The following is a 24,344-nucleotide window of genomic DNA, read 5'->3' as shown; positions in this document are numbered from 1 at the left end:
CATGTTGCGCGCCAGCTGGAAGAGCCTGCTCGGCCGCAAGCTGCGGCTGTTCATGAGCGCCTTCGCCATCATCCTCGGCGTCTCGTTCGTCTCGGGGTCGTTCATCTTCACCGACACCCTGAGCCGGGCGTTCGACGGCATCGTCAACACCGTCGGGGAAGTCGTCGTCCGGCCCGACTCCGCGAGCAGTGACTTCGACTCCGGGCCCACGTCCAAGACCGTCCCGGGAAGCCTCGTGCAGACCATCGCGGGGCTGCCGGACGTGGCCCGCGCCGACGGCAACGTCACCGATCCCACGACCTTCGTCGTGTCCAAGAAGGGCAAGCTGATCGGGGGCGGTGGCCCTCCCGGGCTCGGCCTCTCCTGGAACGACGCACCCACCACCGGCGGTGACCCACCGGCGACGATCGCCGAAGGGCACTGGCCGAACAAGTCGGGCGAGGTGGTGCTGGACTCCGGCACCGCCCGCCGGGCCGACTACGTCGTGGGCGACACCGTCACCCTGGTGACCAGCGGCGCGAAGCCGAAGGTCACCGCCACCCTCGTCGGCCTCGCCGAGTTCAAGGGCGGGACGGTCGGCGCGACCCTGGCCTTCTTCGACACCAAGACCGCCCAGGACCTCTACTACGGCGGCAAGGACGAGTTCTCCGACGTGTGGGTGACGGCCAAGGACGGCACCAGCGCCGAGGACCTCGCCGCGAAGGTGCAGGCCTCATTGCCCAAGGGGTTCGAGGCTGTCACGGGCGCGTCGGTGGCCAAGGAGCAGGCGACCGGCATCAACCAGGCGCTCTCCTTCATCAACATCTTCCTGCTCGTCTTTGCCGGGATCGCCCTGTTCGTCGGGTCGTTCCTCATCATCAACACCTTCTCGATCCTCGTGGCGCAGCGCAGTCGTGAGCTCGCGATGCTCCGGGCCCTCGGCGCGGGGCGGCGGCAGGTGACCCGGTCGGTGCTGTTCGAGGCCTTCGTCGTCGGGCTCGTCGGGTCGACCATCGGCCTGGGCGCGGGCTTCCTGCTCGCGCTAGGCATCCAGGCGCTCTTCGCACGCTTCGGCCTCGACCTCAGCGGTTCGCCGCTCGTCTTCCAGCCGAGCACCGCCCTGATCGCGTATGCCGTGGGCATGGTCGTGACGATGCTCGCCGCCTACCTGCCCGCTCGCCGCGCAGGCAAGATGCCTCCGGTGGCGGCCATGCGCGATGACATCGCGCTGCCTGAGGCGACCCTGCACCGGCGCATCTGGATCGGCTCCGTCCTGTTCGTCATCGGACTCTGGAACACCTTCCTCGGTGCCTTCACGCCCATCGACCACTCGTCCTACTGGGTGGGCACCGGGGTCTTCGCCCTGGTGATGGCCGCGATCCTCACCAGTCCCGTCGTGGGCCGGCCGGTCATCCACCTGCTGGGTCTGGTCTACCGTCGGCTGTTCGGCGCGGTCGGGCTGATGGCCGAGCAGAACGCGACCCGCAACCCGCGCCGCACCGCGGCGACGGCGTCCGCCCTGATGATCGGGCTGACCCTCGTGGCGATGATGTCGGTCTTCGGCGCCTCTGCCAAGGCCAGCGTCGACAAGTCGATCAACGAGAACTTCGCTGCCGACTACGTGGTCTCCAACGCGATCGGCCAGCCGTTCTCGACGACGGTCACCCGTGACGTCGCGGCCGTCCCCGGCGTCGCAGTGGTCAGCCCGATGCGCTACCTGGGGGTCTCGGTCAACGACGACAGGGGTTTCGCTGCCGCAGTGGACCCGGTCGCCCTCGGCAAGGCCGTGCCGATCGACTTCACCAGTGGCTCGCTGGCCGCGTTGAAGCCGGGCACCCTGCTGCTCTCGGACCAGCGCGCCACCGAGCAGGGCGTGTCAGTCGGCAGCAAGGTCGACACCGACATCTCGGGCACCAAGGGGAGCGCCACGGTCGTAGGCATCTTCAAGAGCACCGCCGCCCTCCCCAACTCGATCATCGTCACGCTGGCCGACGCCGACGCTGCAGGGGTGCCGCAGCAGGACAGTGCCGCCTTCGTGGTGCGAGCTCCGGGGGCCGACCCCAAGGCGGTTGAGGCGGGTATCGAGAAGGTCATCGCCGACCTGCCGTCGGTCACGCTCAAGAACCAGGACGAGTTCGCCGCGGAGCAGCGGGCTCCGATCGACCAGCTGCTCTACATCATCTACGCGCTGCTCGGCCTGGCCGTGGTGATCGCCGTCCTCGGCATCATCAACACCCTCGCGCTGTCGGTGATCGAGCGGACTCGCGAGATCGGGCTGCTCCGGGCGGTGGGACTGAGTCGGCGACAGCTGCGGACGATGCTGCGGCTCGAGTCCGTCGCGATCGCGCTGCTCGGCGCGGTGCTCGGGGTCGCCCTCGGCCTCGCCGCCGGGTGGGCGCTGCAGCGCAGCCTCGCCGACGACGGCATCGACGTGTTGTCGATCCCGGGCGGCCAGCTGGCCATCTTCGTGGTGCTCGCCGGGATCGTGGGTGTGCTCGCAGCCCTCTGGCCGGGGCGCCGGGCCGCCCGGCTCGACGTCCTCAAGGCCATCACGACCGAGTAGCGGCGGGCGCTGGGAGTCGCGCCACCGCATACCGGGCGACGCTGCCCCGACCACCACGGTCGGGGCGGCGTCGCGACTGCTCAGCTGAACATGCGCAGGGTCTGGGCCTCGGTCTCGGCGTAGTGCGCTCCGGCCGCAGCGAGGACGCCACCGATCGAGTCGAGCGAGGCGCGGACCTGCTTCTGGGTGCCCTGCCACTCGCCCACGAGCGACTGGAACCGCGCCGCGGCGGATCCGGTCCAGGCTCCCTGGAGCCCGGACAGGCGGGCCATCATCGCCGTGACCTGGCTGTCGATCTCGGTCGAGATGCGGGCGATGTCGCCCGAGGCGGCCTGGATGCGCTCGGTGTCCACCGTGAACTGTGCCGACATGGTTGTCCTCCTGACGAGTGCGGCGCCCCCGTGGCCTCCGCCTGTGGCGAGGCTAGGGGCGTCACGCGGCTGGCCCGCCCGGTTGTCCACAGGCTCCTGCCCGGGCGGGTAGCGTCAGCCGGGTGACCATCTGGATCGACCCGCCTGCGTGGCCGGCGCATGGGCGGTTGTGGTCCCACCTCGTCAGCGACACGTCCTACGACGAGCTGCACGTCTTCGCTGCGGCACAAGGGATTCCGGCCCGTGGCTTCGAGGGTGACCACTACGACGTGCCCGAGGAGCGGTATGCCGCGCTGGTCGCGGCAGGTGCCACGCCGGTGGACGGCCGGGAGGTCGTGCGGATCCTCCAACGCAGCGGTCTGCGCATCCAGAAGCGGCGCCACGAGCGGGTCGTCCGGGCTGTTCCCGAGGCGCCCTGGCTGCCCCCGGGGTCACGGGCCGACGTGATCGCGTCGCGCCAGGACGAGGCGCCGGCCAACACGGTCGTGGTGCGCCTCGCCCTGCTGCGCGGGCCTGAACTCCTCGTCGTGGAGCGCCCCGACGGTGGGGTCGACCTCCCGTCACGGAGGGTGGGGGGCGACTCCGTGGCCGAGGCCCTCGGTCTCCTGGTGGGGGAGCTGATGGGCACGCCCACAGCCCTCGTCCCGCGCCTCGTGGGCTACGTCCGCAACACCGTGCCCAGCCCTGACGACGGGTATCCGTGGCCTGCACCAAAAGCGTGCTTCGCGGTCTTCGCGGACCGCATCACCGAGTCCGACGACGCTGAGGTCGGCACCTGGCGCCACCTCTCGGACCCGACGGACGACCTGTCCGGAAGGCACTGGTGGCCCCTCGTGGAGCACCTGGAACGGGTGGGTCGGTGAATCGGCTTATCGAGTCGGTCCCGGGGGCGACGTTCGCCGACGGCTCCATGGCCGATGTCGAGCTGTGGGTGTCGGCCGAACCCGTGGACGAGGAGCGCGTGTTCGTGGCCACGGTGGTCGTGACGGATGCGACGGGACGGTATGCGGTGGCCTACAGCCCGCGCCGCCGCGAGTGGAGCATCCCGGGCGGCTGGCGTGAGCCCGGGGAGTCGGTGCTCGAGTGCGCACTCCGTGAGGTCTGGGAGGAGACCAGCCTGCGGCTCGACGCGGACAGCCTGCAGATCTTCGGCCATGAGGACTACACCCCCCGGTCGCGGCACGGTCTCTGGCCTGAGGACGGAGGGTCGATGCAGGTCTTCCGCGCCACGCTCCCGGTGGCCGGGGACGAGCTCGTGGCGACCGAGCCCGACGCGGTGGACCCGAGGTGGGTGAGCGCCGAGGAGTTCGAGGCCCTGGCCGGGCGGCAGTTCTGGTGGCCTCTGGTGGCCGCAGCCATGACCGCGGACGAGTGACGGCGGAGGAGTGACGGGCGTCAGCCCGTGAGGAGTCCCAGCTCGGCGGCGAGGTTGACCCGGGCCGCGTCCTCCCAGGACTCCCGGGCGAACTCGGTGGCGTAGATGGTCTCGCGGTCGAGGAAAGGTCGCAGGATCGACGCCCTCGCCGCGCGGAACACGTCGTCGGGGACGGCGGCATACTCGTCACGCACCTGGACGGTGTACTCGTCGTAACGCCCGGGCGGTGAGCTGAGGATCCAGAGGTCGGCGTCGTGGAAGGCGCCGGCGAGGGGCGTGCCGGTGAGCTCGTGGTCGTGGGTCGAGAGCACGAGGTCGCGCACGGTCTCGACGTCCTCGGTCGTGAAACCCAGCGCCGAGAGGTCGCGCACGGCGAGGTCGGCGCTCTCGATCTCGTTCTCCCCACCCGAGTTCGTGGTGTCGTAGACGGCGTCGTGGAACCACGCCGCGATCCGGGCCAGGGCAGTCTCGCGAGCGGTCAGCACGCCGGCCTGTTCGAGGTCCTCGAGCGCCCAGAACATCTCCACGAGATGGCGGGCCGTGTGGTACCTGCGGTGCTCCTCGCCCAGCCGTCGCAGCAGGTCCTCCCCGACTGCCCGGACGGCGTCGGAGTGCGCTCCGGGGGCGAGGTCGGCGACGTCGAGCGTCCACCACGTGATCAGTGCCGGCACGAGCGCGATTCTGGCAGAGATCGAGCCGGTCAGGCGGGACCCAGCTGCGCGGGCAGCGGTTCGGCGTGCACGACGGTCAGGGCCGAGACCGCTCGGGTGAGCACGACGTAGAGGCGACGCAGCCCGGTGCGCTCGTCGGGCTCGGCCGCGGCGATGGCGGCGGGTTCGACCACGATGACCCGGTCGAACTCCAGTCCCTTGGCCACGGTGGCCGGGACCACGTCGACCTGGTGGTCGATGTCGCCGTGGTCCTGACCGAGCACGCCGTGGTCGATCCCGTTGCGCTGCAACGACGCTGACAGCGCATCGACCATGGCGTCGGGAGCGATGACACCGACGGAACCGGGCTCCTCCAGCTCGGCGGCGACGACGGCACCCACCCGCTCGTGGAGGCTGGCAGCGTCGGTCGACACGATGTCCAGCCGGCCGGGGTTGTCTCGCACCGAGACGGGAGTGCCGAGTCCGGGCGCCATGTGGGGGAGCAGCTGGGCCGCGTACTCGATGACGCTGGCGGGCACGCGGAACCCCCGGTCGAGGACCTCGATGTGGCTGCCGGGCTTGCCGAGGTGGTGCAGGGACGACTCCCACGAGTCGGTCGCCCACGGCGTGGTGCCCTGGGCGATGTCGCCGAGGACGGTTGCGGCGCCGGTGGAACAGCGTCGACCGACGGCCCGCAGCTGCATCGGGGAGAGGTCCTGGGCCTCGTCGAGCACGACGTGACCGAGGGAGGGGGTGCGGGCGATGTGGTCGCCGAGCTCGTCCAGCAGCACGGTGTCGGCGCGCGACCACTTGGCGGAGCCCTTGGAGCGAGCCGCGTTGTCCCACACCAGGATCCGTCGCTCGTCGTCGCTCAGCAGGTCCGTCGAGTGGCGCTCCAGCTGGTCGAGGTCTGACAGGAGGGAGAAGAGCACCGCCTTGGCGTCGAGCGTCGGCCAGAGCGTCGTGACGTACTTCTTCACCACCGCCGAGCGGGCGACCTGGTCCTGCACGCGGTCGTCGGGGGAGTCGCCGGACCCCTCCATCTTCAGCAGGACCGCGTGGGCGAGGCGCTGCGGGAGCATCTGCCGCGCCGCGTCGTAGCGCACGCCGCGTGAGCGCAGCTCGTCGAGGATCTCGTTGACCTCGTATGCCGGCACGCGCCACTTGCGCACGCCGCGCGGCACCACGAGCGGCTCGGTCGCGGGCTGCACGGCCGACCACACGGCATAACGGAGCACCTCGGCGAGGCGCGCGTCGCCCTTCAGGATCGCGGTCTCGGTGGGGTCGGTGCCACGGACCGGCACGGAGGCGACAAGCTCCTCGATGGTGGTGTGGCCGACGGCGACCTCGCCGAGGGCCGGCAGGACCGCGCCGATGTGTTCGAGGAAGGCGCGGTTGGGGCCGATCACGAGGACGCCGGAGCGGGCCAGGCGGTCGCGGAACGCGTAGAGCAGCCAGGCGGCTCGGTGCAGGCCGACGGCGGTCTTGCCCGTGCCCGGGGCGCCCTGGACGCAGATGGTCTGCTCCGCGCCGGCCCGGACGATCTCGTCCTGCTCGGGCTGGATGGTGGCCACGATGTCGCGCATCGGCCCCACGCGCGGGCGCTCGATCTCCTCGGCGAGGATCTGGCTGCGGACGTCGTGCTCGGCCCGGTCCTGGAGGTGCTCGTCCTCGTAGGCGGTGATGGCGCCACGGTCCAGCCCGAACCGTCGGCGCAGGGTGACGCCCATCGGCTCGGTGCGCGACGCCCGGTAGAAGGCGGTCGACATGCCCGCCCGCCAGTCGATGACGAGCGGGTCGCCGGCGGTGTCCGCGACGTGGCGTCGGCCGATGTACCAGCGCTCGTCCGTGTCGGTGTCGATCCGCCCGAAGAAGAGGGTGGTCGAGGGGTCGTCCTGGAGGGAGGCGGCCCGCAGGTGCAGCGTGCGGGCGAGGTGCTCCGCCGAGATCGGGTCGTGGGCCTGGACCTTGAGCGAGAGGGTCTGCTCGCGCATCGCGGCGAGGGCCGCACGGGCGGCGCCGAGGTAGTCCTGCTCGCGCTTCAGTTCCGGGGTGGGGGCGGTAGCAGACACAAGGGTCTACCTTGCCACCGAGTCGGCACCGCGTCGAACGGTTTTGGCTCGGTGGCCGGCCGCTGGTTGGGCCGCACTGGCGCCCGGGGGCTAGAGAGGAAGTAGTTCAGAAGGACTATTTCCTTTAGTTAGATGTTAATAAGACAGTGGTGCGGAGCTTCCACGCAGCAACTCGCCGAAGGCGTGCAGACATGGCCAGGCCGGGCCCACTCGTCGGCGTCCATCCAACAGACGAGACGAGGGGCCCGGCCCGGCATCCGGTCCACTGTCCGCACGATCAGCGGCCCGGGTCACCGGTCGAGGCGAGGTCGGCCCGATCGGTGACTGGTGGTCGGCGCCCGGAGGCGCCGACCGGCTTGGTGGGTCAGCTGGTGGCAGCGGCCTTGGCGACCAGGGTGGCGGTCAGGTCGACCTGCTTGCCGTCCCGCAGCACGCGCAGCGTGACCTTGTCGCCGACGGCGCGTTCGCGGATGTTGGCCACCAGCGACAGGGCCGAGTCGACCCGCTCGCCGTCGACCGCGACGACGACGTCGCCCTTCTGCAGACCCGCGTTCGCGGCCGGGGTGTTGGCCGAGATCTGGGTGATCTCCGCGCCGGCCCGCTGGCTGGTGCCGTCAGACGCCGTGCCGTCGCCCAGGCTGACCCCGAGGAAGGCGTGCTCGGCCTTGCCCGACGAGATCAGCTGCGAGGCGATGCTCTTGGCCTCGTTGGCCGGGATCGCGAACCCGATGCCGATGCTGCCGCTCTGGCCGCTGCTCGACGAGCCGAGGCTGGCGATCGACGAGTTGATGCCGACCAGCTGACCGGAGGCGTTGACGAGCGCGCCGCCGGAGTTGCCGGGGTTGATCGCGGCCGACGTCTGGATCGCGTTGGTCACGACGTCGCTGCCGTCGCTGCCGGTCGAGGGCTGCCCCTGCCCCGGAATGCTCTGTCCGAACGGGTCCTGCGGCTGGCTGTCCTCAGCGGCGGTCGTCACCGGGCGGTTGAGCGCGCTGACGATGCCGGTCGTGACGGTGCCGGCCAGTCCCAGGGGGTTGCCGATCGCCATCACCGGGTCGCCCACCTTGAGGTCGTCGGAGTTGCCGATCGCGATGGCCTTGAGGTCGCTCGGGGCGTTGGACAGGGTGATGACGGCGAGGTCGGTGCTCGGGTCGGTGCCGGCGACGGTGGCCTTGTAGGTGCGTCCGTCGTTGAGCGTCACGGTGATGACCGTGCCGGAGCCGACGCCGCTCACGACGTGGTTGTTGGTGAGGACGTGGCCCTTGCCGTCGATGATCACGCCGGAGCCCTGCGCCTCGCTCTGACCGGACTTCACGGTGATCGACACGACGCTGGGCGCCACGGCAGCCGCGGTAGCCGTCCAGTTCGGGTTCGTGGCGTCGGCTTGGACCACCGGTCCGGCGTCTGCGCCGCGGCCCAGGGATGACGCGCTCGCAGGGGAGGAGGCCTGCGGACCGTCACCCAGCTGGACCGCGGCGTAGGTGCCGCCGCTCGCAAGGAGGGCGGCGAGCGCCGCGACGGCGGTGAGTTCCGTCAGTCGGCGCCGTTTGCCCGGCTGGGCAGGCTCTGCCCCGTCCCGAGTGGGAAAGGAAGGGGGCGGCCCAGCCGGAGGAGTGGTGAGCGGCGGGTATGCCGTGGTGGCACCGGCCGCTGCAAGTGTTGGATCTCCTGCTGCGCCCGGAAGCCCGAGAGCCGCGTGGTCGCGCGGGATCTCGTGGGTCTGGCCAAACCAGACCGGGGTCGTCGGCTCGCCCTGCTGGGACCACGGGTCCTGGGCGGCGGTGGGAGCCGGCGTGACAGGAGGCTGAGGCTGACCATCGTCACCGGTGGTGTCCGGTCGGGTGTCCGGGTGGATCTGGGTCATGGTGGTGCGCTCCTTGGTGTGGCTTGGTGACGTCAGTCAACCGGTCCAACGTCAAGGGGTGCTGGGCGCTGCCTGAGAGTTGTCTGTGGGCAGCTCGACGATGAAGGTCGCGCCACCGCCCGCCGTCTGGGAGACCCCGATCCGGCCCCGGTGGGCGTTGACGATGGCGGCCGCGATGGCCAGGCCCAGTCCGTTCCCCCCACCCGCGCCACGGACCCGTGACGGGTCGGCGCGGTAGAACCGCTCGAACACCTTGCGGGCCTTGTCAGGGTCGACGCCCGGGCCGTGGTCGCGCACCTCGATGACGACGTGTTGGTCGGATTCCCTTGTGCCCACGGCGATTTCGAGGGGTGAGCCAGCAGGGGTGTGGTTGAGGGCATTCGACAGGAGGTTGGAAAGGAGCTGTCGCAGCCGGGCGTCGTCGCCAGGAGCCACGGTGGGCCCCAACGGTCCCGTCAGGCCCGAGACGGTGATCTGCCGGTGCGGGTCGATGGCCCGTGCGTCCTGCGCCGCGTCGGCGGCGAGCACGGTCAGATCGACGGGGGCGAAGCGCATCGGTCGCTGGTCGTCGAGCCGCGCCAACATGAGCAGGTCCTCGACCAGCCCGCCCATCCGGGTCGCCTCGCCCTCGATGCGCGTCATCGCGCTCGCGACGTCCGTCGGCTCCCTGACCGCTCCCTGACGGTAGAGCTCGGCGTAGCCCCGCACCGCGGCCAGCGGGGTGCGCAGCTCGTGGGAGGCGTCGGCGACGAACTGGCGCATCCGCTCTTCGGACGCCTCACGGGCGGCGAAGGACTGCTCGATCTGGGCGAGCATGACGTTGAGCGACCGCGCCAGCGAGGTGACCTCGTCCTTGGCGGTCCGCGTCGGGATGCGGCGGGCGAGGTCACCATCGGCGATGGCCGCGGCGGTGTCCTCGATCTCGCGCAGGGGCCGGAAGGCGCGCTGCACGGCATACCACCCTCCGATGGCGCACGCCGCGAGGAGGGCGAGACCGATGAGGAGCTCCACGAGCACGAGCCGACGCACCGTGTGGCTGACACTCGCCAGCGGCACCGCCACGATGAACGTCGCGGAGTCGTCCCTCAACCGACCGGCCACGGCACGCCACTGGCCGGACCCGTCCTTGGTGCCGATGGTGAACGCTTCGGGGGAGTCGACGCGAGCGTCGGTGAGCGGCAGCTTGTCAGGGACGCCGGGGCGGGCACTGGCGCCAGTCGGGTCGATCTCGACTGCGGGGGTGCCGTCGGTCGGGTAGAAGACCACGGCATACCCGCTCGGCAGGCGGTTGCGGGCAGGTGCCCGCAACGTGTCGAGGGCCTGTTGCGCCACTGTCGGGTAGGCCCGCTGCAGGTCGCCGTCGACGCGGCCCATCAAGTCACGGCGCATCAGGGCCGCGGTGGCCGCGGCAGTCAGGGTGAGGGCCACCAACAGGAGGACGAGCATCACGGCGACCAGGCGCACCCGCAACGGGAGCAGCTCCAGCTGCTCCTTGGCCCGGGCCACAGCGATCCGTGCGGGCTGGCTTGGAGCTGGCGCGGCGGGTGCGGGGGTGTCCGCGGGAGCGGGGCTCGTGGGCGCCGTCATCTACGCCTCCGGGGGCTTGCGCAACACGTAGCCGACGCCGCGCTTGGTGTGGATGAGCGGCGGAACCCCGTCGAGGTCGATCTTGCGCCGCAGGTAGGAGATGTAGGACTCGACGATGCCGCTCTCGCCGCGGAAGTCGTAGTCCCACACGTGGTCGAGGATCTGCGCCTTAGACAGCACCCGGTTGGGGTTGAGCATGAGGTAGCGCAGGAGCTTGAACTCGGTGGGGGACACGTCGATCGAGCGGCCGGCGCGGCTGACCTCGTGGGAGTCCTCGTCGAGCTCGAGGTCCTCGAAGCGCAGCGAGCTGGCGTCGTCGACCTCGCCCCTGGTGCGGCGCAGGACGGCTCGGATGCGGGCCACGACCTCCTCGAGGCTGAACGGCTTGGTGACGTAGTCGTCGCCGCCGACGGTCAGCCCCTTGATCTTGTCGTCGACCGAGTCGCGCGCGGTCACGAACACGATGGGCAGCTGACGCCCCGTGTCGCGCAGCTTGCGGGTCACCGTGAAGCCGTCCATGTCGGGGAGCATCACGTCGAGGACGACGAGGTCGGGCTCGTGGACCGTGGCGAGGTGGAGGGCGGTCGCGCCGTCGGCGGCGACGTGCACCTCGAACCCCGCGAACCGCAGGGAGGTGGCGAGGAGCTCACGGATGTTGGGCTCGTCCTCGACGACGAGGAGCCGGGCCTCGGGTTGGGCATTGGTCACGTCACCCAGTCTCGGGCCTGAGTCTGGGAGTTGTCTGTATGCCGTCTGGACGCGCCCGCGCGCGTCAGGCGGTGGCGTCCACGTCGTCGGCGTCGACGATCCGGTAGGCGTAGCCCTGCTCGGCGAGGAACCGCTGGCGGTGTGCTGCGAACTCGGCGTCGACGGTGTCGCGCGAGACGACCGTGTAGAAGTGCGCAGTGCGGCCGTCGCCCTTCGGCCGCAGCACCCGGCCGAGGCGCTGGGCCTCCTCCTGCCGCGAGCCGAAGGTGCCGGACACCTGGATCGCCACGCTCGCCTCCGGCAGGTCGATCGAGAAGTTGGCGACCTTCGACACGACGAGCAGGCTGATCTCGCCGACCCGGAACGCCTGGAAGAGCTTCTGCCGCTGGGAGACCGGGGTCTCGCCCGTGATGACATCGGCGTCCAGCCGCTCGGACAGCTCGGCGAGCTGGTCGAGGTACTGGCCGATGACGAGCGTGGGCTCACCGCGGTGCTGCGCCACGATCCGCTCGACGACGGCGTTCTTGACGGGGCTGCACGAGGACAGCCGGTAGCGGTCCTCCGGTTCGGCCACGGCATACGCGAGGCGCTCGCTGTCGGGGAGCGTGACCCGCACCTCGACGCAGTCGGCGGGCGCGATGTAGCCCTGCGCCTCGATGTCCTTCCACGGTGCGTCGTAGCGCTTCGGGCCGATCAGCGAGAACACGTCGGCCTCGCGGCCGTCCTCGCGCACGAGGGTCGCGGTGAGGCCCAGGCGCCGACGGGCCTGGAGGTCGGCGGTCATCCGGAAGATCGGCGCGGGGAGCAGGTGCACCTCGTCGTAGATGATCAGGCCCCAGTCGCGGGCGTCGAGCAGGTCGAGGTGCGTGTAGACGCCCTTCCGGCGGGTCGTCAGCACCTGGTAGGTCGCGATGGTGACCGGGCGGATCTCCTTGCGGGCACCGGAGTACTCGCCGATCTCCTCGTCGGTGAGGCTGGTCCGCTTGAGCAGCTCGTCACGCCACTGCCGCGCCGACACCGTGTTGGTGACGAGGATCAGCGTCGTCGCCTTGGCCACCGCCATGGCGCCCGCGCCGACCAGGGTCTTGCCGGCGCCACACGGCAGCACGACCACCCCGGAGCCGCCGTGCCAGAACCCGTCGACGGCCTGCTGCTGGTAGGGGCGCAGCGACCAGTCGGCGTTGTCGAGCCCGATGGGATGGGCCTCGCCGTCGACGTAGCCCGCTTCGTCCTCGGCCGGCCAGCCGACCTTGAGCAGCTCCTGCTTGAGGTGGCCCCGCTCCGAGGGGTGCACCGCCACTCGGTCGTCGTCGATCCGCTCGCCGATGAGCGGCTTGATCTTCTTGTGCCGCAACACTTCCTCGAGCACAGGACGGTCTGTCGTACGCAGGACCAGTCCGTGGTCGGGGTCCTTCTCGAGGGTGAGCCGACCGTAGCGATCCATCGTGTCGGCGACATCGACGAGCAGGGCGTGCGGCACGGCATACCTGCTGTAGGTGATCAGGGCGTTGACCACCTGCTCGGCGTCGTGGCCCGCGGCCCGTGCGTTCCACAGGCCCAGTGGCGTCACCCGGTAGGTGTGGATGTGCTCCGGCGCGCGCTCGAGCTCGGCGAAGGGTGCGATCGCCCGGCGCGCCTCCTCGGCGTTCGGGTGGTCGACCTCCAGCAGCAGCGTCTTGTCGCTCTGGACGATCAGCGGGCCATCAGGCAAGGGCTAGTACCCCGAGTCGAAACTGGATGAGCTGCTGCCGGCGATGGCCACGAGGAAGATGACGATCACGGCAATGGTGAGGAACAGACCGACCGCCAGCGCGATCCAGCCCCAGCGGGTGAACTTCGCCGACTCGGCCGGCTGGTCCTTCTTGGTCGCCGCCACGATCGCGAAGACCAGGGCGACGATGCCGAAGCCGCAGCCGAGGGTGGTCAGGCCGGAGACGACCAGCAGCGCGATCGTGTTGCCGCTCATCGACTGGGGCGCGGCATAGGTAGGTTGCCCGTAGCCGGGGGCGCCGTAGACCGGCGTGCCATAGGCCGGGGCGGGGCCGTAGCCCTGCCCGCCCTGACCGGGAGCGCCCTGACCGGGCGCACCCTGACCCGGCGCGCCGTAGCCCTGGGCGCCGTAGCCCTGCTGGACCTGCCCCTGGGTGGGGTACTGCTGTCCGCCGTAGGGGTTCTGGGGGGCCGCGCTCGGGGCGCTGCCATAGGGGTTGTGCGGAGGGGGCGGCGGCGCACCCGCGGCGGTCGACGGCGCGCCATACGGGTTCTGCGGCGTGCTTGCCGGCGGACCGTAGGGCGGCTGACCGCCGCCGGGGTGGACCGCGGGCGGCGGCGGAGGGCTCGCCGCGGCCGGTGGCACCGGCGGGACCGCCTGCGTCACGTCGGTGTCGATGGCTGCGGTCTGGTCGAACGACTCGTCGGAGTCGGAGAGGCCCTCGTCGTCGCTCGGCGCCGTCGGGTCGCTGGGCGCCGTGGGGTCGCGGTACTCCGGGGTGTCGTCGTTGCGAGGTGTGTCGCTCATCGTGCGTCCCTTCGGGCGTCGTGCGGTTCCGTGCAAATCTAACCCCCCGCAGCACGGGTGAAGACCGGGAGTCCGGGAATGGCAGGATCAAGGGGTGAGCATCGGACTTCCCCAGCGCGAGCCGAACCCGGAACTGCCGAGCCGGGTGACCATCTACGAGGTCGGTCCGCGCGACGGCCTCCAGAACGAGAAGGCCGTCGTCCCGGCCGCGGTGAAGGCGGAGTTCATCCGGCGACTGGCGGCCGCCGGCCTGGAGACGATCGAGACCACGTCCTTCGTCCCGCCGACGTGGGTGCCGCAGCTCGCCGATGCCCGTGAGGTGCTCGAGGACCTCGGCGAGCTCGGCCGCGGACCTCGTCGCCCGGTGCTCGTGCCCAACGAGCGCGGCCTCGACGACGCCCTCGCGGCCGGCGTGGGAGCGGTCGCCATCTTCGGCAGCGCGACCGAGACCTTCGCCCGCAAGAACCTCAACCGCACCGTCGACGAGTCGGTCGACATGTTCGCCCCGGTCGTCGCGCGCGCCAAGGACGCCGGGCTGTGGGTGCGGGCTTACGTCTCGATGTGCTTCGGCGACCCCTGGGAGGGGCCGGTGCCGGTCGACCAGGTCGTCTCGGTCTCGCAGCGGCTGATGGACCTCGGCGCCGACCAGCTCTCGCTCGGCGACACCATCGGCACGGGCACGACCGGTCACGTGAGCCGCCTGCTCGATGCCCTCGACGCGCGCGGGATCGGCGCCGACCGCATCGGCGTGCACTTCCACGACACCTACGGGCAGGCGCTCGCCAACACCATGACCGCGCTGCGCCACGGCGTCACCGTCGTGGACGCCTCCACCGGCGGGCTCGGCGGCTGCCCCTACGCCAAGAGCGCCACCGGCAACCTCGCCACCGAGGACCTCGTCTGGGCCCTCGACGGTGCCGGCGTCGAGACCGGCGTCGACCTGGCCCAGCTCGTGGAGACGAGCGTCTGGATGGCCGGCCACCTGGGCCGCCCGTCGCCCTCCGGAGTCGTCCGAGCCCTCGCCGGCGGCTGACCGCGCCGGCCTGAGGCGCTGGTCGGCTCAGCCCTGTGCTGCCCCAGCCTGCATCTGCCTAACACGTCCAACGATATGCTTCTAGACGCAAACGCTAGCCAATGTTCACCTATCTATGACAAACTTTCTGAGTGAACTCAGTCAGTTTCATAGGATTGGGAGGACATATGCAGTTGAAGAAGGTGTTGGTCGTCGGAGCGATGGCCTTGGCTCTTGTGGGTAACGGTTCCGCCGCTTGGGGTGCTCCAAGAGGGGATGACGCCCAAGTGGAACGAATTATCGAGGTGAAGACGGGTCAGGTCGGACAGGCTGTCCCACCTTCGGGTCTCGAGCGGGGTGGCCACAAGATCAAGCCCGCCAAGGGCCTCAAGACCTGGGTCCAGACCGAAGGCTCCAACGTCCGCCTCGTAGCAAGGCTGACTGAGGGTCAGTCTTCTGGGGTGTTCGAGGATGTGGTGCCGGAGGACTGGACCATCCACGAGGCTGTGGATGGTGCCTTCGATGTGCGAGACGCGGACGGCCGTGCGACGGGTACCCGCATTCTTGCGCCGTGGGCGGTAGATGCCGTCGGCCGCGCACTGCCGACCCACTTTGAGGTCCGGGGCCAGAGCCTGCGCCAGGTGGTTGACACCACCGACGCGGTCTATCCGGTGGTGATGGACCCGACGGTGACATCCGGGTGGTACTACTTCACCCCGGTGGCCTACATCAAGTTCAACTGGTCCGAAACCTGGAAGCTGAAGGCGTACATCAACGACAACAGGACGCTGGTCGCTGGTCTCATCTGCAACTTCCTGCCCGACCCGATCTCACGGACGACGTGCCAGGCCATCTTCATCCTCGTCCGAGCCGACATCATCAGCACAGTCGACAGCGCCATCGCGCACGGCAAGTGTTACAAGGTGAGAATGCCGACAACCGGCGGTGCCGCCGGCCTGGCTGCCTACGATTCCTACTACGTAACCTGTTGAGAGGGGCGACGTATATGAACTGGCCGTCCGAGCCATGCACCATGGGCAAGGCTCTCAACGTCGCGTGCCTCGAGGCCACGGTCGTCGTCTGCGCATGGCTGGGGTTCTGCATGGTGACGAGCGCGCCGCTCCCGTCGTGGTCGGCAATCGGGTTCTTCGCTGTCGGCTGGTTCGTGGTCACCGCCATCCGGCATCTAATCGTCAGTCGCAAACACCCTTGACCCCATGGGGAGGCCTTTCCACCGGGACGGGGAAGGCCCCCGCTCAGCCCTGGACTGCGCCGGTCACGCGGTGGATCGACAGCGTCCGCGCGGACCCGTCGGCGGTGCCGTGCACCCGGCCGCCTTCCACCCGGTCGGGGTAGAACAGGATCCGCTGGGTGCGACCGTCCGCGTCGGAGTAGCCGATCCAGACCGCCTGCCGGTCCGCCGCCGCGTCGCGCAGCACGGCAAGCGTCGTGGTCGGGTCGGTGCTCGGGAGGCTCGGTCCGGGTCGGCTGGCCACCTGCTCGCGCTGGTATGCCGCCGCCTCCTCGCCGGCTCGCAGCGCACCGACCATCGTCGTCACCAGCTCGTCGTCAACCTTCTGTGCCGTCACCGGGGTGGGGCGGCGTTGGAGCGGCGTGCGGTGGGCCCCGGTGGTGGGCACGATGATGCCGCCGTCGGGAGTCTCGGCGGCCGGCGCAAATCCGTTCTCCCGCAAGAACTCCAGCACCGTCTCAGCCGCGACGGGTGAGACCAGGATCGTCGGCGCGATGCTGCGCAGCTGGAGGGGCGACAGCTCACGGTCGGCAACCATCGCGCCGAGGGTGGCCTCGTCGTCGCACCGGATGTAGGCCCGCATGGCCCCGACCCGGGCCTGCCCGTGGCGGCGCGCGACGTCGCGGATGAGGTAGTCGAGGGGCTGCGGGATGGGGGTGTGGCTGGCGTCGCCGAGCGCGCCCAGGACCTGGTCGACCGACCAGCCTGCATCGAGACCTCGACGCACGGAGTCCGGGTTGAAGCGGTAGACGGTCGCCCCGCCCCGCGACTCCACGTCGGCCACCAGCCGCATGAAGGTGGCCAGCCCACCGGCCAACGGACCGGGGGCGATGGCGGTCAGGTCGGCCTGGAGCAGCACGTGTTCCACGGGCTCGGGGAGGTGGGGCTGCATGGCCGCGGCGAGGTCGGCGTCGGACCTGGCGTCGAGCAGGGCCCGGCCGGCGCTCGAGATCGCGCCGCGACCCGTCACCCCCAACCACTCCGCCTCGCCCAGGACGGCGGCCACGACGACGTCGAGGCTCGAGGGCACGCGGCGCGGCCGGTTCCAGCCGAGGGCGGTCGCGACGCTCGCTCGGTCGGGGGACAACCCCGGCGCGGCGGCGGCGAGCTGGTCGATGACGTCCTTGCGCAGGCCGCGGGCAGGGGGCCAGTGGGCGTCGGGGCCGAGGGCGTTGACCGTCCCCGAGGCGCCCGCTGGCGTCGTGCCGACGAGGTGGGGGGCGCGGGTGGTGAGCAGCCAGGCCTGGGCGAGCACCGCCCAGCGCTGGTGGCCCGGGTGCTGCTGCCACTCGTCGTACGCGGGCGTCGGCGCCCACGACGGGTCGAGCGAGCCGTCGTCGGCCAGGAGGCCCGCGGCATACGTGAGCTCGGCGACGAACGCCGCGCGAGCCTCGTCGACGTCGAGCACCGACGCCAGCCGCTTGAGGTCGCGGACGGCGAGTCCGCCGGACCGCAGCACGCGCGGCGGACGCAGCCCCCACTCCGCGGCGAGCTCGTCGACCAGCGCGAGGAGGTCGGTGACCTGCTGGCCGGCGGCGGCGTCGACCTCGGAGTCCTGGCGCAACGCTCCCTCGAGAGCCGGCGGCCGCAGCGCGGGCGAGGCGTGGCTACGGCCGTGCCGCAGCGCGAGCGCGACCTCGCGGGGCAGCACGAGCTGGTCGGCCCCGGGCGCGAAGACGAGGTGCTGCTCGAGCAACCAGCGCGCCCCCGTGGCCACCCGGTCGGGAGTCCCCGGGGGCAGCACGGCCAGGGGCGGCCCCCAGGTGAGGCGGTCGAGGATGGCGCGGGCGGCTGGTGGCGCCTCGTCGAGGAGGGCAGCCACGGAGTCCGCCGTCGGCACCTCGACGAAGCTGTCGGCCGCGCGCGGACCGAGTCCGGCGGGGTGGGGGAGGACCTCGGAGACGGTGCGGGCGACCCGCAGGCCCTCGGGGCTGCGCCACAGGAGCGCGAGGGTCCAGAGGTCGTCGAGGACTGGCTCCACCTCGGAGGCCTCGACCCCGAGCAGCGCACCGACCGCCGGGGGCTCGACCGGTGAGGTCGTGGCCAGGGCCGCCTCGAGGACCTGCAGGTGCGCGAGGTCGAGCGAGTCGACCGCCCGCTGGACGCTGGCCCGGGTGCCTGCCCTCGCGGCCAGCGACGACAGATCGGCGGGGGCGGGTCGGGCCAGGTCCTGGCGCCGGCGCAGGAGGTCGGCGAGCTGGTCGTCGGTCCGCTCCCGCACGTCGTCGGCCATCGACCGGGCCGTCGAGGTCGTCACGCCCGACCGGCCGGACCGCGAGGCGGACGACCCCGAGCCCGTCACGGAACCGGTCGGTCGACGGGGAGAGGAGATGGCGGCCACCGCACCACGGTAGTCGCCTCAGCCGGGCGGTCAGACTCTCAGCCATTTCCCATGCCACGCACAGGCTCGTCACCCACACTGGTGGGAACGAGAGGAGGCGCCATGTCGGAGCCCACCGGACCCGCCAAGCCCCGCAGTACCAAGGGGTCGCCGAAGGCGAGCCAGGATCCGTCGGCCGGCGACTCCCAGGCCGCTGACTCGCAGACCACCGAGCCACAGCCCACGAGCGCCATACCGTCCGCCACGCAGCCCCTGCCCGCCGTCTCCGAGGCCGCCCCGGCCGGGCCTCCGGCCGCCGGTCCACCTGCCGGCACTCCGGCCGGACCGCCCGCCGGGACTCCCGGTGGTCCGCCGCCGGCCGGCCCTCCCGCTGGTCCGTTCGGACCCGCCACCGGTGGTCCCGGAGGACCGCCCCCGAAGGGCCCCGGTCTCTGGCGCCAGGCGACCTCGACCACTGGCGGCCTGATCGCCGTGGTCGTCGCGGGTGCGCTGGCTGCCCTGCTGGTGCTCGGCGTCGTCGCGACCGTCGGCCTGGTCGCCGTGCGGGCTGCGCACCACGATGGCAACGACCGGATGGAACAGGTCCGTGAGGACGGCCGACAAGGACTTCCGCCCGGCCAGCAGAAGAAGCTCGACCGTCTGCCGAAGGGGCCGCAGGGACCGGAGGTTCCGCGCCGCCAGGGCGACGGGCTCGGTGACGGCCAGGACAACGGGATGGGTGGCATGGGCGGCCTCCTGCGTGGGGCCATGGGCCTGGGCAACGTCCAGCACGGCGAGTTCACCGTCGAGCAGGACGGCAAGGCGGTCGTGATGACGGTCCAGCGCGGGACGGTCACCAAGTCCAGTGCCACCTCCGTCACGGTCAAGAGCGACGACGCGTTCACCGCGTCCTACGTCATCGGCACCGACACCCGGACCCGGAACGGCGCTCCGGCCGTGGGTGACTCGGTGCTCGTGGTCGCCGAGAAGACCGGCGCGAAGGCGGTCATCATCGCGGCGACCCGCAAGGGCTGACCGCGGACGGTGCATTGACGGCCGCACTAGCGTGAGCGGCGTGACGACCTCTCCCAGCGGCGAGCAGTGGACCCTTCGGGACGGGCGCCAGGAGGCCACCGTCGTGGAGGTGGGCGGCGGCCTGCGCACCTACCGCGTCGACGGCACCGACGTCGTGGCCGGCTACGCCGACGACGAGGTATGCCGCGCGGGTCGCGGACAGGTGCTCATGCCCTGGCCCAACCGGATCCGCGACGGGAAGTACTCGTTCGAGGGGTCGGACCTCCAGCTCGGCCTCAGCGAGCCCTTGCTGCACAACGCCAGCCACGGCCTGGTGCGCTGGGCCACCTGGCAGCTGCACTGGCACGCCGACGACTGGTCGGCGCTCACCGTGCGCACCCGCCTGCACCCCCAGCCGGGCTGGGACGCGACCCTGGACCTCAGCGTCAACTACGTCCTCGAGCCGCACGGGCTGGTCGTCAGCGTGCACGCGTCGAACGTGGGCGACAGGGCGGCCCCCTTCGGCTTCGGAGCCCACCCCTACGTCGCTCTCGGGGACACCCCGTTGGCGGAGGTCGAGCTCACCATCCCGGCCGGGCTCGAGGTGCTGGTCGACGAGCAGCTGGTCCCGACCGGGACCGCCGCGGTGCGACCCGAGGTCGACTTCCGCACGCGGCGGAAGCTCGGCGCCACGGCCCTCGACACCGCCTTCACCGACCTGACCCGCACCCGGGACGACGGCGGGTGGGAGGTCGTCGTCGGAGGTCTCGGGACGGGCGACGTCTGCGTCTGGGGTGACGGGTCGCTCGACTGGGCGCAGGTCTTCACCGCGAAGGGCAAGGACACCGGGGTCGACGGAGTGCGCGGCATCGCCGTCGAGCCCATGTCGTGCCCCGCCAACGCCTTCAACACCGGGGAGGGCCTGGTCGTGCTCGCACCCGGCGACTCCTGGTCGGCCCGGTGGGGGATCGAGCCGGCCTCGCTCAGCTGAGGCGCGGGTCGGCCAAGGACGGCTCGGTCGTCTCGGACGACTCGGAGGTCGGCACGGCGGTGGGCGTCGACGCCTCGTCCTGAAGCCCGTTGACGAACGGGGTGATCCGGCGCTCCAAGGTCAGCGACAGCACCACCATCACCCCGCAGCCGGCCACGATCATCGCCACGAAACCGGTCGACCACTCGTGGTTGAGCATGAACCCAGCCACCACCGGGCCGAGGATCGTGCCGGCCTGGAACGCGCCGGCGTTGACCGCGTTGTAGCGGCCTCGCAGGTGGTCGGGGGCCATGTCGTTGGTGATCGCCGGGATGGTCGGCTGGAGCAACGTCTCGCCGAGGGCGAACAGCGCGTGGAAGAGCAGCACCCCGGCGGAGGCCGCCACCGTGCCGCTCACGAGTCCGGTGAGGCCCAGCACGATCCAGGCCACCGACCACAGGGCGACCATCACGATCAGCACCCGCGTGCGTCGCTTGCCGCTGATCCGGCGCAGCACGAAGAACTGCAGGCCGACGATCACGGCGGTGTTGACGGCGAAGGCGAACCCGATGACCCACGTCGAGACGTCGCTGACCTGACGGGCGAACGCAGGGAAGCCGGCCTCCATCTGGCCGTAGCCGATGAACACGCCGAGGAAGGTCATCAGCGTCAGCCACAGCACGGCCGGCTTGCGCAGGATCGCCAGGTAGGAGCCCTCGCCCACCTCCGCGTCCTCCGGCTTCTCGGCCCGGCCGTGCACGTGACGCAGGGGCCCCAGCAGGAGCCCGATCGGCACCAGCATGCTGACCGCGTCGGCCAGGAAGATCACCGTGAACGACGTCGGGTTGTCGACGTCGGCGTAGAGCCCACCGATCACCCCGCCCAACCCGATGCCGAGGTTGACCAGCGCGAAGTTGATGCCGAAGTACTGCTGCCGCGCCTGCCCCGTGACCACGGCCGCGACCAGGGCGTTGAAGGCCGGCCACGAGACCCCGAAGTTGAACCCGAGGAACAGGAACCCGACCGCGACCACCAGCGGCGTGGTGGCGAAGGCCAGCACGACGCAGCCGACGAGCTGCGCGGACGTGCCCCAGAGCAGCATGGTGCGGGCGCCCAGGCGGTCGGTGAGGGCGCCGGCCGGGCCGGTGACCGCCAGCGCGACGACGGCGATGAAGGCCATCAGCAGCCCGGCGAGGTCGAGCGAGATGCCGCGCACCTCGTGCAGGTAGATCACCGTGAAGGGCAGCGTCAGGCCCCTGCCGAGGGTCTGCACCGCGACCGTCGACAGCAGCCAGCGCCCCGCGGGAGGGAGCTCTCCCCAGAACTCACGGATGCTGTGCCCCGACGTCGACTGCTCGCTCACCGGTGAATCCTCCCCCACGCCACCGACAACACTCAAAAGGATTTGGACGCACCCGATAACCTTGCGAGTGCGCATGGGCGCACCACACACTTTTTTCGAGGCAAGAGGAAGTCAAGTGCCTACTGGCAAGGTCAAGTGGTATGACGCGGAGAAGGGCTTCGGCTTCATCTCCGACGACGACGGAAGCGACGTGTTCCTGCACGCGAACGCTCTTCCCGAGGGCGTCGCGACGCTCAAGGGCGGCACCCGCGTGGAGTTCAGCGTGGCCGAGGGCCGTCGCGGCACGCAGGCGCTGCAGGTAACCCTGCTCGAGGCCGCCCCGACCGTCACGGCCGGCAAGCGCGAGGCGTCGCGCAAGTCCCCCGAGGACCTCGCGCCGCTGGTCGAGGACGCCATCAAGCTGCTCGACAACGCGTCCAACTCGCTGCGCCGCGGCCGACGTCCCGAGAAGGACCACGCCACCAAGCTCGCAGCCGTCCTGCGCTTCCTCGCCGACCAGATCGACCCGTGATGGCTGCCTTCAAGGCGGACGCAGTCCTCGCCGCAGCCGTCGACCTCGCCCGCGAGGCCGCCGAGTCGATCGCGGAGCGCGGCACCGTCGGCGACCACCTCGGCATGGAGATGGACGACGAGCGGCTCGCCACCCACTACTTCGCGTGCACCGCGAGCTCCTACCCGGGCTGGCGCTGGGCGATCACCATCGCCCGCGTGCCGCGCGGCAAGGTGGCGACGGTGTGCGAGACCAACCTGGTCCCGGGTGACGGAGCACTGCTCTCGCCCGAGTGGCTCCCGTATGCCGATCGGCTGGCTCCCGGCGACCTCGGCGCGGGCGACGTGCTCCCCTACAAGGAGGACGACCCGCTGCTCGAGCCCGGGTTCGAGGCGACCGGTGACGAGGAGGTCGACGAGCTGGCCGCCTACGAGCTGGGTCTGGGCCGCAAGCGCGTGCTGTCGGCCGAGGGTCGTGAGGCCGCGGCACAGCGGTGGTACGAGGGGGAGAGCGGCCCGCACGCCGATGTCGCCGAGAAGGCTCCTGCGCCCTGTTCGTCGTGCGGCTACTTCCTCCCGATGGCCGGTGCACTTCGCTCTTTTTTCGGCGTGTGCGCCAACGCCTGGTCACCTTCCGACGGTCGCGTCGTAAGTCTTGACCACGGCTGCGGCGCCCACTCCGAGGTCGACGCCGAGCCCGCCGAGCCGATGTCGGTCGGGCAGCCCATCGTGGACGAGATCGCCTACGACCTCGTCTGACCGGCAGAGCTGAGCAGGTGCCTCCGCCCAAGGGAGATCGAGAGCGCGGAATCGCGCTGCCGCGCGACTGGAGCTCGATCCGGGAGCTGCGGCAGGCGAGGGGCATCTCGCAGTCGCGACTGGCCGAGCAGTCCGGTGTCAGCGAGCGGACCGTCCGAGCCATCGAAGGCGGCGCCGTGGGTCGCCCCCAGCACGAGTCGCTGCGCCGCATCGCCACCGTGCTCGCCTACGGCGAGACCCACCGCGCCCGCCTGGTGGAACGGTGGACGGGGAGCGCTGCCCAGATCACCCCAGACGCTATCGGCATCCCCGACTGGGAGGTGCTCTACCGACGGATGGGCACTCGCACGCCGCAGGACGGCGGCCAGATGTCGACGGCGATCTGCCACCTCACCGTCGGGGCGAACCGCCTGCCACAGCTCCTTCGCTACGTGCACGCCCACGAGCCGATGAGCGCATCGGGTCCGCCCGTGGTCTGGAAGCTCACCAGTGGGCTGCCCTTCGACCTCTCCACGGTCCGGTTCGAGGTGGTGACCGGCGGCGTCCTGGACGACTTCTTCGTCCACGGCGACATGGCCGCGCTGGCCATCCGCCCCGATCCGCGCCAGGCCCAGACGGGACCCTTCGTGGTGGAGTACTCGGTCGACTTCAGCGGCGTCGAGCCGGTCGGCGACGTCGTGGAGCGTGAGTGGATGTTCGCCTCGACCTCACCGCTGCAGCTCGGGGCCATGATCGTGCGGTTCATGGGGCGGGTGCCGGAGCGGCTGTGGTCGATGCGGGGGACGTCGGCCACCACCGCGGAGCGGCAGGGGCGGATCCAGGTCGACCCCGACGGGAGTGTCCAGGTCTGCTTCCAGGACCTGGTGGGCGTCTTCGGCATGCAGTGGGAGTGGGGCGACGAGACCCCGGCAGAGCGGCAGTAATCCCGGCAGAAACGCGTCCAGGGCTCCACACGGACGGCTCGGTGGGGGCACTCTGGTCCCGGCCTGCTCCTCAGGGGCGGTCCTGCCGGTGACCGTGTGTCTGCCGGTGAGGGACCGCGCCGGACGAACGGCTGCAGGGGGGATGTAGGAGGGGCTGGTTGGCACGGTGACCACGCAGCCGGTGGCCGTGCCAACCAGCGCTGCTCCGCGCGCCGACGCCAGTGCGGCCGTGGGCCCGCGAGGGTGGTGCTACTGGGCGCCGGCGGCGTTGCCGCGACCGCGGCGCACGTACGAGAACCCGATCAGGCCCAGCGCGATGCCGGCGACCGGGACCCAGGGCCACCAGTCGCGCTCGCCCTCGTGCAGTGACGGGACGGCGAGGATGACGGCCAGCGCCACGACCCAGGCGAGCTCGCCCCAGAGCACGACGCGGGCAGTGCTGACGGCGAGCGGCTCCAGCTCGGCCTCAGGCTCCCCCTCCGTGCCCGGTCGGGCCCGACCCTGCGACTCGCTCATGCGGGCAGCGTAGCCTTCACGATTCGGAAACACGCAGGC

General features: G+C 71.2%; 22 protein-coding genes. 11 read left to right on the top strand and 11 right to left on the bottom strand.

Features of this window, described 5'->3' with window-relative positions:
* Position 1 precedes the first annotated feature (1 nt).
* Positions 2-2,542, top strand: coding sequence for an ABC transporter permease (locus tag ACXJKD_RS11610; RefSeq protein ID WP_457254710.1), 2,541 nt, complete (start codon positions 2-4; stop codon positions 2,540-2,542).
* Between the two features lie 80 nt (positions 2,543-2,622).
* On the opposite strand, the gene ACXJKD_RS11605 is transcribed toward ACXJKD_RS11610, so the two are convergent.
* Entirely contained in the window at positions 2,623-2,913 is a 291-nt protein-coding gene (locus ACXJKD_RS11605) for a WXG100 family type VII secretion target (RefSeq protein WP_457254709.1), read from the bottom strand.
* A gap of 122 nt (positions 2,914-3,035) precedes the next feature.
* Here ACXJKD_RS11605 and ACXJKD_RS11600 point away from each other — a divergent pair, with 122 nt between their 5' ends.
* Both ACXJKD_RS11600 and ACXJKD_RS11595 read left to right on the top strand, forming a co-directional pair.
* A complete protein-coding gene (locus ACXJKD_RS11600; RefSeq protein WP_457254708.1) occupies positions 3,036-3,776 on the top strand; it encodes a DUF4031 domain-containing protein in 741 nt (246 codons plus the stop codon).
* Positions 3,773-4,288: an NUDIX hydrolase gene (locus ACXJKD_RS11595; RefSeq protein WP_457254707.1), complete on the top strand. Its 516-nt coding sequence runs from the start codon at positions 3,773-3,775 to the stop codon at positions 4,286-4,288. Before ACXJKD_RS11600 ends, ACXJKD_RS11595 begins: the two co-directional genes overlap by 4 nt.
* Before the next feature lie 20 nt (positions 4,289-4,308).
* On the opposite strand, the gene ACXJKD_RS11590 is transcribed toward ACXJKD_RS11595, so the two are convergent.
* The 7 genes from ACXJKD_RS11590 to ACXJKD_RS11560 form a co-directional block, all read right to left on the bottom strand.
* Positions 4,309-4,959 carry an HD domain-containing protein gene (locus tag ACXJKD_RS11590; RefSeq protein WP_457254706.1) on the bottom strand — a complete coding sequence of 217 codons (651 nt, stop codon included), beginning with the start codon at positions 4,957-4,959 and terminating at the stop codon, positions 4,309-4,311.
* A gap of 29 nt (positions 4,960-4,988) precedes the next feature.
* Positions 4,989-7,010: a HelD family protein gene (locus ACXJKD_RS11585; protein ID WP_457254705.1), complete on the bottom strand. Its 2,022-nt coding sequence runs from the start codon at positions 7,008-7,010 to the stop codon at positions 4,989-4,991.
* Between the two features lie 364 nt (positions 7,011-7,374).
* Positions 7,375-8,874 (bottom strand): S1C family serine protease, encoded by a 1,500-nt coding sequence (locus tag ACXJKD_RS11580; protein WP_457254704.1) that lies wholly within the window; start codon positions 8,872-8,874, stop codon positions 7,375-7,377.
* A 51-nt stretch (positions 8,875-8,925) separates the two neighbouring features.
* Complete coding sequence (locus tag ACXJKD_RS11575; RefSeq protein ID WP_457254703.1) at positions 8,926-10,461, bottom strand: sensor histidine kinase; 1,536 nt, start codon at positions 10,459-10,461, stop codon at positions 8,926-8,928.
* A complete protein-coding gene (locus ACXJKD_RS11570; protein ID WP_457254702.1) occupies positions 10,462-11,169 on the bottom strand; it encodes a response regulator transcription factor in 708 nt (235 codons plus the stop codon). It abuts the gene before it with no gap.
* A gap of 64 nt (positions 11,170-11,233) precedes the next feature.
* Complete coding sequence (locus tag ACXJKD_RS11565) at positions 11,234-12,880, bottom strand: DNA repair helicase XPB (RefSeq protein ID WP_457254701.1); 1,647 nt, start codon at positions 12,878-12,880, stop codon at positions 11,234-11,236.
* 3 nt (positions 12,881-12,883) lie between these two features.
* Complete coding sequence (locus tag ACXJKD_RS11560; RefSeq protein ID WP_457254700.1) at positions 12,884-13,687, bottom strand: hypothetical protein; 804 nt, start codon at positions 13,685-13,687, stop codon at positions 12,884-12,886.
* Positions 13,688-13,787: 100 nt separating this feature from the next.
* Between ACXJKD_RS11560 and ACXJKD_RS11555 the strand changes: the two genes are divergently transcribed.
* The 3 genes from ACXJKD_RS11555 to ACXJKD_RS11545 all read left to right on the top strand — a co-directional run bounded on the left by ACXJKD_RS11555 (position 13,788) and on the right by ACXJKD_RS11545 (position 15,912).
* Entirely contained in the window at positions 13,788-14,720 is a 933-nt protein-coding gene (locus ACXJKD_RS11555; protein ID WP_457254857.1) for a hydroxymethylglutaryl-CoA lyase, read from the top strand.
* Positions 14,721-14,887: 167 nt separating this feature from the next.
* Entirely contained in the window at positions 14,888-15,691 is an 804-nt protein-coding gene (locus tag ACXJKD_RS11550; RefSeq protein WP_457254699.1) for a hypothetical protein, read from the top strand.
* 41 nt (positions 15,692-15,732) lie between these two features.
* Positions 15,733-15,912 (top strand): hypothetical protein, encoded by a 180-nt coding sequence (locus ACXJKD_RS11545; protein WP_457254698.1) that lies wholly within the window; start codon positions 15,733-15,735, stop codon positions 15,910-15,912.
* A gap of 43 nt (positions 15,913-15,955) precedes the next feature.
* On the opposite strand, the gene ACXJKD_RS11540 is transcribed toward ACXJKD_RS11545, so the two are convergent.
* Positions 15,956-18,292, bottom strand: a complete 2,337-nt coding sequence (locus ACXJKD_RS11540) for a helicase-associated domain-containing protein (protein ID WP_457254697.1) — start codon at positions 18,290-18,292, stop codon at positions 15,956-15,958.
* Positions 18,293-18,394: 102 nt separating this feature from the next.
* On the opposite strand from ACXJKD_RS11540, the gene ACXJKD_RS11535 reads away from it, so the two are divergent.
* Positions 18,395-19,306, top strand: coding sequence for a hypothetical protein (locus ACXJKD_RS11535; protein ID WP_457254696.1), 912 nt, complete (start codon positions 18,395-18,397; stop codon positions 19,304-19,306).
* 40 nt (positions 19,307-19,346) lie between these two features.
* Positions 19,347-20,276 carry an aldose 1-epimerase family protein gene (locus tag ACXJKD_RS11530; RefSeq protein ID WP_457254695.1) on the top strand — a complete coding sequence of 310 codons (930 nt, stop codon included), beginning with the start codon at positions 19,347-19,349 and terminating at the stop codon, positions 20,274-20,276.
* Here the strand turns inward: ACXJKD_RS11530 and ACXJKD_RS11525 are convergent.
* Positions 20,269-21,618, bottom strand: coding sequence for an MFS transporter (locus ACXJKD_RS11525; RefSeq protein ID WP_457254693.1), 1,350 nt, complete (start codon positions 21,616-21,618; stop codon positions 20,269-20,271). The two genes, ACXJKD_RS11530 and ACXJKD_RS11525, sit on opposite strands and share 8 nt — an antisense overlap.
* 115 nt (positions 21,619-21,733) lie before the next feature.
* Here ACXJKD_RS11525 and ACXJKD_RS11520 point away from each other — a divergent pair, with 115 nt between their 5' ends.
* The 3 genes from ACXJKD_RS11520 to ACXJKD_RS11510 are packed head-to-tail and all read left to right on the top strand — an operon-like array spanning position 21,734 to position 23,789.
* Complete coding sequence (locus ACXJKD_RS11520) at positions 21,734-22,129, top strand: cold-shock protein (RefSeq protein ID WP_056922210.1); 396 nt, start codon at positions 21,734-21,736, stop codon at positions 22,127-22,129.
* Positions 22,129-22,866 carry a DUF3027 domain-containing protein gene (locus ACXJKD_RS11515; RefSeq protein ID WP_457254692.1) on the top strand — a complete coding sequence of 246 codons (738 nt, stop codon included), beginning with the start codon at positions 22,129-22,131 and terminating at the stop codon, positions 22,864-22,866. The genes ACXJKD_RS11520 and ACXJKD_RS11515 overlap by 1 nt, the downstream gene beginning before the upstream one ends.
* A 17-nt stretch (positions 22,867-22,883) precedes the next feature.
* Positions 22,884-23,789 carry a helix-turn-helix domain-containing protein gene (locus tag ACXJKD_RS11510; protein WP_457254691.1) on the top strand — a complete coding sequence of 302 codons (906 nt, stop codon included), beginning with the start codon at positions 22,884-22,886 and terminating at the stop codon, positions 23,787-23,789.
* Between the two features lie 249 nt (positions 23,790-24,038).
* Here ACXJKD_RS11510 and ACXJKD_RS11505 read toward each other — a convergent pair whose 3' ends face one another.
* Positions 24,039-24,305 (bottom strand): DUF2530 domain-containing protein, encoded by a 267-nt coding sequence (locus ACXJKD_RS11505; protein WP_457254690.1) that lies wholly within the window; start codon positions 24,303-24,305, stop codon positions 24,039-24,041.
* Between the last annotated feature and the right edge of the window lie 39 nt (positions 24,306-24,344).

The organism is Pedococcus sp. P5_B7 (assembly GCF_054049895.1).
This window is presented reverse-complemented; position numbering and strand designations above follow the sequence as displayed.

What these genes read in the sequence shown, in the direction of transcription:
- ACXJKD_RS11575 (WP_457254703.1), bottom strand. Translation starts at nt 10,461, where the DNA reads ATGACGGCGCCCACGAGCCCCGCTCCCGCGGACACCCCCGCACCCGCC.
- ACXJKD_RS11580 (WP_457254704.1), bottom strand. Translation starts at nt 8,874, where the DNA reads ATGACCCAGATCCACCCGGACACCCGACCGGACACCACCGGTGACGAT.
- ACXJKD_RS11515 (WP_457254692.1), top strand. Translation starts at nt 22,129, where the DNA reads ATGGCTGCCTTCAAGGCGGACGCAGTCCTCGCCGCAGCCGTCGACCTC.
- ACXJKD_RS11560 (WP_457254700.1), bottom strand. Translation starts at nt 13,687, where the DNA reads ATGAGCGACACACCTCGCAACGACGACACCCCGGAGTACCGCGACCCC.
- ACXJKD_RS11610 (WP_457254710.1), top strand. Translation starts at nt 2, where the DNA reads ATGTTGCGCGCCAGCTGGAAGAGCCTGCTCGGCCGCAAGCTGCGGCTG.
- ACXJKD_RS11535 (WP_457254696.1), top strand. Translation starts at nt 18,395, where the DNA reads ATGTCGGAGCCCACCGGACCCGCCAAGCCCCGCAGTACCAAGGGGTCG.
- ACXJKD_RS11505 (WP_457254690.1), bottom strand. Translation starts at nt 24,305, where the DNA reads ATGAGCGAGTCGCAGGGTCGGGCCCGACCGGGCACGGAGGGGGAGCCT.
- ACXJKD_RS11605 (WP_457254709.1), bottom strand. Translation starts at nt 2,913, where the DNA reads ATGTCGGCACAGTTCACGGTGGACACCGAGCGCATCCAGGCCGCCTCG.
- ACXJKD_RS11550 (WP_457254699.1), top strand. Translation starts at nt 14,888, where the DNA reads ATGCAGTTGAAGAAGGTGTTGGTCGTCGGAGCGATGGCCTTGGCTCTT.
- ACXJKD_RS11545 (WP_457254698.1), top strand. Translation starts at nt 15,733, where the DNA reads ATGGGCAAGGCTCTCAACGTCGCGTGCCTCGAGGCCACGGTCGTCGTC.